Genomic DNA, 13,901 nt, shown 5'->3' with positions numbered 1-13,901 from the left:
AATATGACAAAACAATGAGAGGGACAGTAGTCCTTTCAAGCCCTTTATGACAGCGAACCGGGGACGGTGGAAGCCCGGGTAAAGGCGAAAGGATGAACATCACCCTTGAGTCCATAGCTGAAACATGCTAGTAGGCTGTGGCGGCCAAGTCCGTTATGTTTATGAGTGGATGTGCATGATTTGTGCGCATCTAAAAGGGTGGTACCGCGAGATTCCTCCTCGTCCCTTAGGGATGAGGAGTTTTTTTATTTTAGTGAACAAATATTATGTGGAGGAATGGGAATGGATTATAAAGAGACGCTACGAATGCCGAAAACAGACTTTCCAATGAGAGGAAACCTTCCGAAAAAAGAACCTGAGATCCAGAAAAAATGGGAAGAGATGGATATTTATGAAAAAGTGCAGGAGCGCACGAAAGGACGGCCTCTTTTCATATTACATGATGGTCCTCCGTTCGCAAACGGGGATATTCATATGGGGCATGCCTTAAACAAAATTTTAAAAGACATTATTGTCCGTTATAAATCCATGAGCGGATATTGCGCACCGTATGTTCCAGGATGGGATACGCACGGTCTGCCAATTGAAACAGCACTTTTGAAGAAACAAAAAATCAATCGAAAAGAGATGGATGTCGCGCAATTTCGAAAACATTGCGAGCAATATGCATGGGAGCAAATTGAGCGCCAGCGCGTGCAATTTAAACGCCTTGGAATTCGAGGCGACTGGAAAAATCCATATGTCACCTTGAAACCAGAATATGAAGCCCAGCAAATTCGCGTCTTTGGAGAAATGGCAAAAAAGGGATATATTTATAAAGGCTTGAAGCCGGTTTATTGGTCTCCATCGAGCGAATCTGCCTTGGCAGAGGCGGAAATTGAATATTATGACAAACGCTCGCCTTCTATTTATGTTGCATTTGAAATAAAGGACGGAAAAAATATATTAACAGATGGAGAAAAAATCGTCATTTGGACGACTACTCCGTGGACTATCCCTGCAAACTTAGGAATTGCTGTTCATCCTGATTTGGAATATTCTGTAGTGAAGGTTGGAGCTGACAAGTTTGTGATCGCATCTGCCCTGCTCGAAGAAGTGGCAAAAGAGCTGGACTGGACAGAATATGAAGTAGTGAAATCGTTTAAAGGCAAAGAGCTGGAATATGTGGTTGCGAAACACCCGTTCTATGACCGCGATTCATTAGTGATCCTTGGCGAACATGTAACGACCGACGCTGGTACAGGATGCGTCCATACAGCGCCAGGCCATGGGGAAGACGATTTTGTCGTCGGACAAAAATATAACCTAGGCGTATTATGTCCTGTCGACGAAAGAGGGTACATGACAGAAGAAGCTCCAGGGTTCGAAGGATTGTTTTATGATGACGCAAATAAAAAAATAACGGAAAAATTAGAAGAAGTAGGGGCATTGCTAAAGCTTTCATTTATTACACACTCCTATCCACATGACTGGCGGACAAAGAAACCAACGATTTTCAGAGCAACAGCGCAATGGTTTGCGTCCATTAAAGATTTTCGAGACGAATTGCTGCAAGCAATTAAAGAAACGAAATGGATCCCTAATTGGGGAGAAATTCGCATTCATAACATGATCCGCGATCGAAGCGATTGGTGTATTTCCCGTCAGCGGGCATGGGGCGTGCCAATTCCAGTGTTTTATGGTGAAAATGGGGAGCCGATCATAACAGATGAAACGATTGAACATGTGGCAAAACTGTTCCGCGAGCACGGCTCGAATGTTTGGTTTGAACGCGAAGCAAAAGACCTGCTTCCAGAAGGATTTACACACCCTTCAAGCCCGAACGGCATTTTTACAAAAGAAACAGACATTATGGACGTTTGGTTCGATTCAGGCTCTTCTCATCAAGCAGTTTTAGTTGAACGGGAAGATTTGCAGCGTCCTGCTGATCTTTATTTAGAAGGCTCTGACCAATATCGCGGCTGGTTTAATTCATCGCTGTCTACAGCAGTTGCTGTCACCGGAAAAGCTCCATATAAAGGCGTTTTAAGCCATGGATTTGCGCTGGACGGCGAAGGACGGAAAATGAGCAAATCGCTAGGAAATGTTGTTGTTCCTGCCAAAGTGACGGAACAGTTTGGAGCAGATATTCTTCGTCTATGGGTAGCATCAGTTGATTATCAATCGGACGTTCGCGTCTCTGATGCAATCTTAAAACAAGTATCTGAAGTATATCGGAAAATTCGCAACACGTACCGTTTCTTGTTAGGAAATTTGTTTGATTTTGATCCAAATCAGCATCGTGTTTCTGTAGAAAAATTAAGAGAAGTGGATCGCTATATTCTCATTAAACTGAATAAACTAATTGCCAAAGTGCGAAAAGCATATGAAGAATATGATTTTGCATCCATCTATCATGACGTTCACAATTTCTGTACGATTGAGCTAAGCTCATTTTATCTTGATTTTGCAAAAGACATTCTGTATATTGAGGCTGCTGACAGCCATAATCGACGTTCTATCCAAACGGTTTTATATGAAGCGCTTCTTGCTCTTGTAAAGCTGATGACACCGATTTTGCCGCATACAACAGAAGAAGTATGGGGACATATTGAATCAGTTGAAGAAAAGAGCGTACAGCTTGTCGATATGCCGGAAGCTGTAGAGATTGAAGGCAGCAAAGAGATTGAAGCGAAATGGGATCAGTTTATGTCAGTTCGCGATGATGTATTAAAGGCCCTGGAAATTGCCCGAAATGAAAAAGTGATCGGCAAATCGTTAAATGCTGCTCTCATCCTTTATCCGAACGAAGAAATAAAAGAATTGTTCAATTCAATACAAGAGGACTTAAAACAGCTGTTTATTGTTTCCCAGTTAGAAATTGCCGGTGATTACAAAGATGCTCCGGAAGAAGCGCAAACATTTGATAGCATCAAAATAATTGTGAAGCAAGCGGATGGTGAGACTTGTGAAAGATGTTGGGTTGTTTCAACAGATATAGGCACTGATCAAGACCATCCGACATTGTGCAAAAGATGTGCAAGCATTGTGAAAGATCACTACAGCCATCTAGCATAGTTTTATCAGCTCCCTGTGCAAACAGGGAGTTTTTTCATTTAGCAATGCTTCCTCATAAAGAAGTGTCATAAAAAGAACGATCTTTCATTGAAATCCGTCATAGTCAATTGGAAAAGTTTTCTCGGATGCTTTTTCAAAAATGAATACTTTGCTCAAAATTGAAAGAAGAATTCAGCTTTTAGCTTTTAAAGTGTGAATCATTTCCAAGCCGCTATTTACGTGTGTGGAAAAACTTGAATGTGATAGGAGGCAGTACGGCGGTTACAATATAAATACAAAACAGACGAGGGGGTTTTAATAATGAATCCGCTCGATCAAATCAAAGACGAATTAACGTTAATGAAGGACGAACTCAATGCGCGGCTCGCCAAAAGTCAATTGGATGACCCGATTTTTATCCGGGATGTAAAAAATGAGCTCAACGATGTTGAGCTTGCATTGGAAAAAATGGAATATGGACTTTATGGCATATGTGAAGAAACATTGCAAAAATTGCCGCTCGAACAATTGGCACAAATTCCGACAGCCAGAACGATTCATGATTTTCTCAATATGAAATCATATTTAAAAAAAACACTAGAATATCATTAAGAAGTGAAGTGAACAAGCTTCACTTTTTTGCTTGTTCCCCTTCTTTACTGTTTGTCAAAAAATGTGCTAAAATTTGATGGAAACTTGCCAGTGAGTGGGGGAACACAGTGTGCTTAAATATTTGATTGCATTATTTGTCATCGCTCTCGACCAATGGACAAAATGGCTGATCGTAAAAAATATGGAAATTGGCGAAAGCATTGAAATTATCAACGGATTTTTATACATAACGTCTCACCGCAATAAAGGAGCGGCTTGGGGAATATTACAGAACCAGATGGTGTTCTTTTATATTATTACCATTATTGTTGTCGTAGCGATTATTTATTATATGCAAAAATATGCGAAACAAAATGCAATGCTGGGGGTTGCTCTCAGCTTAATGCTCGGCGGAGCGATTGGGAATTTTATTGACCGCCTTTACCGTAAAGAGGTGGTGGACTTTATTCATACATATATTTTCGGCTATAATTTTCCAATTTTTAATATTGCCGATTCGTCTTTAACAATTGGTGTTATTTTACTTTTCATATATTTTTTGTTTTTTGAAGAAAAGAAGCAAAAGGAGTAGAAAATGGAGCAATTTACTTTTGTTGTGACGGAAAAAGAGGAACATGAACGAATAGATAAATTTTTGTCCAATAAAAATGAGAATTGGTCAAGAACGTCGGTCCAAAATTGGATCAAGGACGGGATTGTTTCAGTAAATGAAAAATCGGTGAAGGCCAATTACAAGTGCCAAACGGGTGATGTTATCACTGTATCTGTTCCAGAACCGGAAGAGCTGGATGTCAAGCCTGAGCCGATGGAGCTTGATATATACTATGAGGATGAAGATGTCATCGTTGTCAATAAACCGCGCGGGATGGTCGTTCATCCAGCGCCGGGACACACTTCAGGAACGCTTGTGAACGGTCTTTTATATCATTGCAAAGATTTGTCCGGCATTAACGGAGTCCTTCGCCCGGGAATTGTTCACCGGATTGATAAAGACACTTCAGGTTTATTAATGGTCGCCAAAAATGACTACGCTCATGAATCATTAGCAAATCAATTAATGGAAAAGAGAGTTGAAAGGAGATATAAGGCGATTGTACACGGGGTAATTCCGCACGACCATGCCACAATTGATGCTCCGATCGGAAGGGATCCAAAGGATCGGCAAAAAATGACGGTGACAAAAACAAACAGTAAAGAAGCTGTCACCCATTTTCATGTGCTGGAACGATTTTCGGATTTTACATATATAGAATGCAGGCTGGAAACCGGGAGAACGCATCAAATCCGCGTGCATATGAAATATATCGGTTTTCCGCTAGCTGGCGATCCAAAATATGGACCGAAAAAAACACTTCCAATTCGTGGACAGGCACTTCATGCAGGCGTACTCGGTTTTGAGCATCCAAGAACAAAAGAGTTTTTGAAGTTTGAAGCACCGCTTCCGGAAGAATTCGAAAAGATTTTGCAAATGTTACGAAATGATCGTTGACAATTACGAGCTGCTCTGTCATAATACGTTTAGACAAAACAGCATCCTTTAACTGCAGTCCCGTGAGGCTGAGAAGGAATCGTATGGCAATAGGTGAGCTATGCACAAAACCTCTCATCCTCAGGATGAGAGGTTTTTTTAACCGAAATTTGAGGTGATGAGCATGCCGGAAAAAGCGGTTGTGTTAGATGAGCAGGCGATCAGAAGGGCGCTAACTAGAATAGCCCACGAAATTATCGAACACAATAAAGGGATAGACAATTGTGTTTTGGTCGGAATCAAGACAAGGGGAATTTATCTTGCCAAACGTCTTGCAAAAAGAATAGAGGACATTGAAGGAAAAGAGATACCTGTCGGCAACCTTGACATTACCTTTTACCGGGATGATTTAACACAAAAAACAGAAAGCGGCGAACCGCTCGTTAAAGGTTCAGATATCCCGATCGATATTAACAATCGAAAAGTCATTTTAGTGGACGATGTCCTTTACACGGGAAGAACAGTACGGGCAGCGATGGATGCCATTGTTGACTACGGCAGGCCAGCGCAAATCCAGCTCGCTGTACTTGTTGACCGCGGCCATCGCGAACTACCGATCCGAGCGGATTATGTCGGAAAAAACATACCTACTTCAAAATCAGAAAAAATTGTTGTACAGCTTTTGGAAGTAGATGAAAAAGAAAAAGTATCCATTTATGAAAATGAATAGATGTCCCTTTTAATAGCAGTCCCGTGAGGCTGCAAAGGGGTCCGAAAGGTGTATACGCTATTTGTATGCACTTTGGCAAAAACCTCTTTGTGCCTCATCGGCCAAAGAGGTTTTTTTATGCAAATTCCATAAGGAGGAAAAAAACATGAAACAAAATATTATACTAGATGTTCATGATAAACCTGATTTTATCACATGGCTCGCCCTAAGCTTCCAACATTTATTTGCCATGTTTGGAGCAACGATTCTCGTACCGTTTTTAGTCAAAATTGATCCTTCTGTTGCCTTGATTTCCAGCGGTCTCGGCACACTCGCATTTATTTTGATCACAAAAGGAAAAGTGCCGGCATATGTCGGCTCCTCCTTTGCCTTCATCACACCGTTAATTGCGGCTAAAGCTGCCGGCGGTGTAGGAGCGGCGATGATCGGCAGCTTTTTGGCAGGTTTAGTTTACGGAGTTGTCGCACTTATCATCAAACAGACAGGATATAAATGGATTATGAAATTACTTCCAACTGTTGTCGTCGGTCCAGTAATTATGGTAATCGGACTTGGCCTTGCATCAACAGCTGTGAGTATGGCCATGAACGATCCTAAAGGACATTACAGCTTGCTTCACTTTTCAGCAGGTCTTGTTACGCTTCTGATCACCATTATAACAATGGCATTTTTTAAAGGATTTTTTAACCTAATCCCTGTATTAATCGGAATTTTCGGCGGATATGTATACTCGCTTATAATCGGCATTGTCGACTTTCAAAAAGTGGCGGAAGCCAAATGGTTTCAGCTCCCGAACTTTATCATTCCATTTGTTGATTATACACCTCACATTACATCTGAAATCATTCTGCTGATGGTTCCAGTCGCAGTGGTGACATTATCCGAGCATATCGGTCACCAAATGCTGCTAAGCCAAGTAATCGGAAAAGATTTAATCAAAGACCCTGGACTTGCCCGTTCCATTCTCGGCGACGGAGCGGCAACCATGATTGCATCTCTTATCGGTGGACCGCCGAACACGACATATGGCGAAAATATCGGCGTATTGGCGATTACAAGAATTTACAGCGTTTATGTCATTGCCGGTGCAGCTCTATTCGCAATCTTGTTTGGCTTTATTGGAAAAATATCAGCCTTGATCAGTTCGATTCCAACTCCAGTAATGGGAGGCGTTTCAATACTTCTCTTCGGGATCATCGCATCTTCAGGATTAAGAATGATGATTGAGCATAAAGTTGATCTGAACGAAAAAAGAAACTTAATTATCACTTCCGTCATCTTAGTAATAGGAATTGGCGAAGCAATGATTAAGTTCGGTGAAAGCTTCGAATTACACGGAATGGCATTAGCTGCAATCATTGGCGTCATTTTAAACTTTGTGCTCCCAGGAAAAAAAGAAGAACATATTTTTGACACAAATGAAGAAGATTCTGTAGCGTAGCAATCACCTTTTAAAAAAGTCCAGAGAGGCTTTCAAGGGTGTGTGAGACAAATCAAGCTTCGCCATTTGCTTACACCCTGTCATGCCTTGGCAGGGTATTTTTTTTAAAATTCAAACGTCAATCGCTTTTATTTAAAGGAAAGGGGAAGAAAGCGATGAAACATTTAGTGACCATGAGCACGCTGTCAACTGAAGAGATTATTGCCATTTTGGATGAAGCGGAACACTTTAAAATGGGAAAACGATGGAAAGTCGGAGAACAAACATTTATCGCCAACTTGTTTTTTGAGCCGAGTACGAGGACGAGGTTTAGTTTTGAAGCTGCTGAAAAAAAACTTGGACTTGACATTTTAAATGTGGATGGAGCTTCTTCAAGCATTCAAAAAGGAGAATCGTTGTACGATACTGTAAAAACTTTAGAATCAATCGGTGTCGAGGCAGTCGTGATCCGTCATCCGCAGGATCGGTATTTTGACGAGCTGATCGGCCGTGTCCAAGTATCCATATTAAATGCTGGCGATGGGTGCGGACACCATCCAACGCAATGTTTGCTCGATTTGATGACAATTCGTGAAGAGTTTGGGAGTTTTAACGGATTGACGGTTTCCATCATCGGTGACATTCGCCACAGCCGTGTAGCAAGATCTGATGCAGAAGTGCTGACAAGGCTCGGGGCAACCGTATTGTTCTCTGGACCTGAAAAATTTCGGGACGACACCAATCCATACGGTACATACGTATCGATCAATGAAGCAATCGAAATGTCAGATGTTGTGATGCTCTTAAGAATCCAGCATGAACGCCACAGCGAAAAATGGACAGCTGATCAATATTTGGAGCAGTACGGATTGACAAAGGAACGGGAAAAAATGATGAAGGACCATGCGATTATTATGCACCCTGCACCGGTCAACAGAGGAGTTGAAATCGACGGAGATTTAGTAGAGTGCAGCCGATCGCGAATTTTTAAACAGATGGAAAACGGTGTATTTGTCCGCATGGCAGTTATAAAACAGGCGATTGAAAGTAAAGCACAAGGGGGAGAGAAGAAACATGTCCATTCTATTTAAAAATGCGCAATTGTTAACAGAGGAAGGCGAATTGACAAAACGGGATGTTCTTGTGGAAAACGGAATAGTCAAACAAATATCGGAAGAGATAGCTGATGGAGCGGGAGACGTGATCGATTGCAACGGAAAGCTTCTTTCCCATGGATTCATCGATCTTCACGTTCATCTGCGTGAACCGGGTGGAGAAGCGAAAGAGACGATTGCCACCGGCACGCTGGCTGCAGCGAAGGGCGGCTTTACAACCGTTGCCTCCATGCCTAATACGAAGCCGCCTATTGATACGAAAGAAAAAATGATCAATTTACAAAAGCGAATTAAAGAAACAGCAAAGGTTCGCGTTCTTCCTTATGCAGCGATCACACTTGGGCAAAGCGGAAGCGAATTAACGGATTTTGATGCATTAAAAGAGGAAGGTGCTTTTGCCTTTACGGACGATGGCGTAGGTGTCCAGTCGGCCGGCATGATGTTTCAGGCAATGAAAAAAGCGGCGGAGAAAGGATATTCAATTGTCGCGCATTGTGAAGACAATACCCTTATCAACGGCGGATCCTTCCATGATGGAGTTTTTGCAAAAAATCACGGTATATCCGGCATTCCATCTGTATGTGAGTCCGTTCAAATTGCAAGAGATGTTCTGCTGGCAGAAGCTAGCGGCTGCCATTACCACGTGTGCCATATTAGTTCAAAAGAATCTGTCAGAGCCGTCAGAGACGCCAAAAAAGCAGGCATCCGCGTGACATGCGAAGTGACCCCGCATCATCTTCTTTTATGTGATGAAGATATTCCGGAGCTTAATCCGAACTTTAAAATGAATCCGCCGCTTAGAGGCAGAGAAGACAAGAAAGCATTAATCGAAGGGCTGTTGGATGGAACAATCGATTTTATTGCTACGGATCATGCGCCTCATACGATGGAGGAGAAATCTTTAGAGGTCGATAAGGCGCCGTTTGGGATCGTCGGGTTGGAAACTGCCTTTCCTCTTTTGTACACATATTTTGTCGAACGGGGCATTTTTACATTGAAACAACTTGTTGATTGGCTGACGGTAAAGCCTGCTAGAGCTTTTAACTTGGATATGGGGGAATTAAAAGAAGGCATTTCTGCAGATTTGACGCTCATTGATTTACAGGAAGAAAAAAGAATAGATGCCTCAACATTTGCATCAAAAGGAAAAAATACGCCGTTTAACGGCTGGCTTGCAAAAGGCTGGCCTGTTTTAACAATGGTGGACGGCAAAATCGTTTGGAAAAGGGGAGAGTAATATGAAACGGCAATTAGTGCTTGAAAACGGCGATGTTTTCATCGGCGATGGCTTTGGAAGCGATCGTGACATCATCGGAGAGGTTGTGTTCACAACCGGAATGACAGGCTATCAAGAAACACTTTCAGATCCTTCATATTGCGGACAAATCGTAACGTTTACTTATCCATTGATCGGCAATTACGGCATCAACCGCGACGATTTTGAGACGATCCGCCCGTTCGTGAACGGGATGATTGTGAAGGAAGCCTGTGAAGCACCCTCCAACTGGAGAAGTTTATATTCAATCAATGATTTTCTCATAGAAAACGATATTCCTGGCATCAGTGGAATCGATACAAGAAGGCTGACTAGAATTATCCGCAACTACGGAACGTTAAAAGGTGCAATCTGTTCAGCTGAGGCGGATCCAAAGCAAGTGGCTGAGAAATTAAGAGAAACGGAGCTGCCGCGCAATCAGGTGGAAATTGTATCGACGAAAAGACCATATCAAAGTCCAGGAAGAGGAAAAAGAGTGGTTGTTGTAGATTTTGGCATGAAGCATGGAATCTTAAGAGAATTAAACAGCCGAAATTGCGACTCGATCGTCGTTCCATATGATACATCTGCGGAGGAAATATTGCGATTGAAGCCTGACGGCGTTTTGCTTACAAACGGACCTGGAGATCCGCAAAACGTTCCAGAAGCAATTGAAATGCTGCGCGATCTTATCGGGAAAACCCCTATCTTTGGAATATGTTTAGGGCATCAGCTGCTCGCTTTAGCATGCGGTGCGAAAACAGAAAAATTAAAATTCGGCCACCGCGGCTCAAACCATCCAGTGAAGGATTTAAAAACTGGGAAAGTGTATATGACTTCCCAAAATCACGGCTATGCTGTAAGCATCGAATCCATTAGGAATACAGAGCTTGAAGTAACACATGTTGCACTGAACGACGGAACAGTTGAAGGATTGAGACATCGCGTGCATCCTGCTTTCGCTGTTCAATACCATCCGGAAGCATCGCCGGGACCTGAGGATGCCAATCCATTGTTTAATCAATTTATCGAGCTGATGGAAAAGACTGCTCAAAGGGGGAATCTCAATGCCTAAGCGGAAAGATATTCAGAAAATTTTAGTTATCGGATCAGGACCGATTATTATCGGACAAGCGGCGGAGTTTGACTATTCGGGAACACAGGCGTGCTTAGCATTGAAAGAGGAAGGATATGAGGTTGTTCTTGTCAACTCGAACCCAGCGACAATTATGACGGATACGGAAATTGCCGACAAAGTGTATATGGAGCCGCTCACTCCGAGCTTTGTTGCCAAAATCATCCGCAAGGAAAGGCCGGATGCGATCCTGCCGACTCTCGGCGGACAGACTGGACTAAACTTGGCGGTCGAGCTTCATAAAATGGGTGTTTTAGAAGAGTGCGGCGTTGAAATTTTAGGAACTAAGCTTTCAGCCATTCAAAAAGCTGAAGACCGTGAACTGTTCCGCGAGCTTATGAAGGAGCTGAATGAACCGGTGCCGGAAAGCGCCATAATTCATGAGCTTGAAGAAGCGTTTCATTTTGTGGAGCAAGTCGGCTATCCGGTGATCGTCCGGCCTGCATATACACTTGGCGGGACCGGAGGCGGCATTTGTCACGATGAGGAAGAACTGATTGAAATTGTCACAAACGGTTTAAAGCTCAGCCCTGTTCATCAATGTCTGCTCGAAAAAAGCATTGCCGGCTACAAAGAAATCGAATATGAAGTGATGCGGGACTCAAAAGACAATAAAATCGTTGTCTGCAACATGGAAAATATTGACCCCGTCGGCATTCATACAGGCGATTCGATCGTTGTGGCGCCCAGCCAAACGATTTCAGACAGAGAATACCAGCTGCTCAGAAACGTGTCATTAAAAATTATCGGAGCTCTTGGCATTGAAGGCGGATGCAATGTTCAGCTTGCTCTTGATCCGGATAGTTTTCAATATTACGTTATCGAAGTGAACCCGCGGGTTAGCCGCTCATCCGCCCTTGCATCAAAAGCGACAGGATATCCGATTGCGAAACTCGCAGCGAAAATTGCCGTCGGTTTGACGTTAGATGAAATCATCAATCCAGTGACAGGGAAAACATTTGCTTGCTTTGAACCGGCGCTTGATTATGTTGTCACGAAAATACCGCGATGGCCGTTTGATAAATTTGAATCAGCCAACCGTGTGCTTGGCACTCAAATGAAAGCAACCGGTGAAGTCATGGCGATCGGCCGCACGTTTGAAGAATCGTTGTTAAAAGCTGTTCGTTCTCTCGAAGCAAGCGTCTACCATTTAACATTGAAAGAAAACGATGTCTCAGATGAAATGATTGAAAAGCGAATCAAGAAAGCAGGGGATGAACGAATCTTTTACATCGCGGAAGCGCTGAGAAGGGGTTTTTCCGTTGAGCAAATTCATCAATGGAGCAAAATCGACCGCTTTTTCTTGAATAAGATAAACAACATTATCGAATATGAACGAGAACTGAAAAAATCTCCATTTGATGTAAATGTGTTGAGAAAAGCAAAGCAACTCGGATTTTCTGATCACTTTATCGCTTCGTTATGGAATACAGATGAATCGGAAGTTTATGAGTTTCGGAAAAAACAAGGAATTGTTCCAGTTTACAAAATGGTTGATACGTGCGCAAGCGAGTTTGAATCCGAGACGCCTTACTTTTACGGCACATATGAAGAAGAAAATGAATCGATTGTGACTGAACGAAAAAGTGTTGTCGTGTTAGGTTCAGGGCCGATTCGAATCGGGCAGGGTATTGAGTTCGATTATGCAACAGTTCACTCTGTTTGGGCGATTCGCGAAGCAGGATATGAAGCAATCATTATCAATAACAATCCAGAAACGGTGTCAACGGATTTCAGCATTTCCGACAAGCTGTATTTTGAACCGCTGACGATCGAAGATGTCATGCATATTATCGACTTGGAGAAACCGATTGGCGTTGTCGTCCAATTCGGCGGGCAAACGGCAATCAATTTGGCAGGCAAGCTGGCAAAACGAGGTGTCAAAATATTAGGAACAAGCCTGGAAAATTTAGATCGGGCGGAAGACCGCGACAAGTTCGAACAAGTGCTTGAAGCTTTGGAAATACCACAGCCTGTAGGGAAAACGGCTCTATCCGTCGCTGAAGCGGTGGAAATTGCGGAAGAAATCGGCTATCCGGTGCTTGTCCGTCCTTCCTATGTGCTTGGCGGCCGGGCGATGGAAATTGTCTACCATAAAGAAGAATTGCTCCATTATATGGAACATGCAGTAAAAATTAATCCGGAACATCCCGTTTTAATTGATCAATATTTAACCGGAATAGAAGTGGAAGTTGATGCGATTTCAGACGGTAAACATGTGCTCATTCCGGGCATTATGGAGCATATTGAGCGGGCAGGCGTGCACTCAGGGGACTCGATAGCGGTTTACCCGCCGCAAACGTTATCTGATCAGTTGAAAACAGAACTTGTTGATTATACGATTCGTTTGGCAAAAGGGCTGAATATTGTCGGACTGCTAAACATTCAATTTGTAATTGCTGACGGGCGGGTATACGTATTGGAAGTGAACCCAAGATCAAGCAGAACAGTTCCGTTTCTAAGTAAAATTACCGGAATTCCGATGGCTAAGCTTGCGACAAAGGTGATACTCGGTGCTAGCTTGCCGGAACTCGGTGTGAAAACAGGGCTTGCAAAAGAGCCGAAAGGTGTATTTGTGAAGGTGCCGGTATTTTCATTTGCGAAGTTGCGCCGTGTAGACATTACGCTTGGACCAGAAATGAAATCAACTGGGGAAGTAATCGGAAAGGATGCCACCTTTGAAAAGGCTCTTTATAAAGGCTTTGTTGCAGCCGGTACGAATATTTACGAGCACGGATCAGTGCTGCTTACGATTGCTGATAAGGACAAAAACGAGGCTTTAGAAATTGCGGGCAGATTTCGCAATATCGGCTATCAACTGCTGGCGACGGAAGGAACCGCAAAGTTTCTAGAAGAGAACGGCATAAAAGCAAAGGTTGTCAGCAAAATCGGATCACGCGGCGACAACATTTTGGATGTGATACGCAATGGAAAAGCGCAATTTGTCATCAACACGCTGACGAAAGGAAAGCAGCCTGAGCGCGACGGCTTCAGAATCAGAAGGGAATCGGTTGAAAACGGTGTGCCGTGCCTCACTTCTTTAGACACTGCAAGGGCAATTTTACGCGTGCTTGAATCGATGGCTTTTACGGTTGAAAATCTCTCCGAACATAATAGGTAAAGAAGGTGA

General features: G+C 43.0%; 10 protein-coding genes and 1 other annotated feature. All 10 genes read left to right on the top strand.

The features are described from left to right. Positions 1-5: 5 nt before the first annotated feature. Positions 6-230, top strand: a binding site (T-box leader). A gap of 52 nt (positions 231-282) precedes the next feature. Then, positions 283-3,057, top strand: coding sequence for an isoleucine--tRNA ligase (gene ileS, locus NSS70_RS12605; RefSeq protein ID WP_144597715.1), 2,775 nt, complete (start codon positions 283-285; stop codon positions 3,055-3,057). A 300-nt stretch (positions 3,058-3,357) separates the two neighbouring features. Then, a complete protein-coding gene (locus tag NSS70_RS12600) occupies positions 3,358-3,648 on the top strand; it encodes a hypothetical protein (protein ID WP_063388477.1) in 291 nt (96 codons plus the stop codon). Between the two features lie 109 nt (positions 3,649-3,757). Beyond that, positions 3,758-4,219, top strand: coding sequence for a signal peptidase II (lspA, locus tag NSS70_RS12595; RefSeq protein WP_445206675.1), 462 nt, complete (start codon positions 3,758-3,760; stop codon positions 4,217-4,219). Positions 4,220-4,222: 3 nt separating this feature from the next. Beyond that, positions 4,223-5,137, top strand: a complete 915-nt coding sequence (locus NSS70_RS12590) for an RluA family pseudouridine synthase (RefSeq protein ID WP_339196632.1) — start codon at positions 4,223-4,225, stop codon at positions 5,135-5,137. 163 nt (positions 5,138-5,300) lie between these two features. Beyond that, positions 5,301-5,846 (top strand): bifunctional pyr operon transcriptional regulator/uracil phosphoribosyltransferase PyrR, encoded by a 546-nt coding sequence (gene pyrR, locus NSS70_RS12585; protein WP_063388474.1) that lies wholly within the window; start codon positions 5,301-5,303, stop codon positions 5,844-5,846. A gap of 145 nt (positions 5,847-5,991) precedes the next feature. Beyond that, the gene (locus tag NSS70_RS12580) at positions 5,992-7,287 is read left to right on the top strand and encodes a solute carrier family 23 protein (RefSeq protein WP_339196629.1); all 1,296 of its coding nucleotides are present in this window, start codon (positions 5,992-5,994) and stop codon (positions 7,285-7,287) included. Between the two features lie 155 nt (positions 7,288-7,442). Continuing rightward, complete coding sequence (locus NSS70_RS12575; protein WP_339196626.1) at positions 7,443-8,357, top strand: aspartate carbamoyltransferase catalytic subunit; 915 nt, start codon at positions 7,443-7,445, stop codon at positions 8,355-8,357. After that, on the top strand, positions 8,341-9,618 hold the full coding sequence (locus NSS70_RS12570; protein ID WP_063388472.1) for a dihydroorotase: 1,278 nt from the start codon (positions 8,341-8,343) through the stop codon (positions 9,616-9,618). Before NSS70_RS12575 ends, NSS70_RS12570 begins: the two co-directional genes overlap by 17 nt. Position 9,619: 1 nt before the next feature. Continuing rightward, on the top strand, positions 9,620-10,711 hold the full coding sequence (locus NSS70_RS12565) for a carbamoyl phosphate synthase small subunit (RefSeq protein WP_063388471.1): 1,092 nt from the start codon (positions 9,620-9,622) through the stop codon (positions 10,709-10,711). Then, the gene (gene carB / locus NSS70_RS12560; RefSeq protein ID WP_339196623.1) at positions 10,704-13,892 is read left to right on the top strand and encodes a carbamoyl-phosphate synthase large subunit; all 3,189 of its coding nucleotides are present in this window, start codon (positions 10,704-10,706) and stop codon (positions 13,890-13,892) included. Before NSS70_RS12565 ends, carB begins: the two co-directional genes overlap by 8 nt. The last annotated feature ends 9 nt before the right edge of the window (positions 13,893-13,901 follow it).

The organism is Aeribacillus sp. FSL K6-2848, assembly GCF_038004325.1.
Lineage (GTDB): Bacteria > Bacillota > Bacilli > Bacillales > Aeribacillaceae > Aeribacillus > Aeribacillus composti.
Note: the sequence above shows the minus strand (reverse complement) of the source record. Positions and strands in the feature narration are given on the sequence as shown.

Coding starts and splice junctions, on each gene's coding strand:
- NSS70_RS12570 (WP_063388472.1), top strand. CDS start 8,341: ATGTCCATTCTATTTAAAAATGCGCAATTGTTAACAGAGGAAGGCGAA.
- NSS70_RS12565 (WP_063388471.1), top strand. CDS start 9,620: ATGAAACGGCAATTAGTGCTTGAAAACGGCGATGTTTTCATCGGCGAT.
- carB (WP_339196623.1), top strand. CDS start 10,704: ATGCCTAAGCGGAAAGATATTCAGAAAATTTTAGTTATCGGATCAGGA.
- ileS (WP_144597715.1), top strand. CDS start 283: ATGGATTATAAAGAGACGCTACGAATGCCGAAAACAGACTTTCCAATG.
- NSS70_RS12580 (WP_339196629.1), top strand. CDS start 5,992: ATGAAACAAAATATTATACTAGATGTTCATGATAAACCTGATTTTATC.
- NSS70_RS12575 (WP_339196626.1), top strand. CDS start 7,443: ATGAAACATTTAGTGACCATGAGCACGCTGTCAACTGAAGAGATTATT.
- pyrR (WP_063388474.1), top strand. CDS start 5,301: ATGCCGGAAAAAGCGGTTGTGTTAGATGAGCAGGCGATCAGAAGGGCG.
- NSS70_RS12600 (WP_063388477.1), top strand. CDS start 3,358: ATGAATCCGCTCGATCAAATCAAAGACGAATTAACGTTAATGAAGGAC.
- NSS70_RS12590 (WP_339196632.1), top strand. CDS start 4,223: ATGGAGCAATTTACTTTTGTTGTGACGGAAAAAGAGGAACATGAACGA.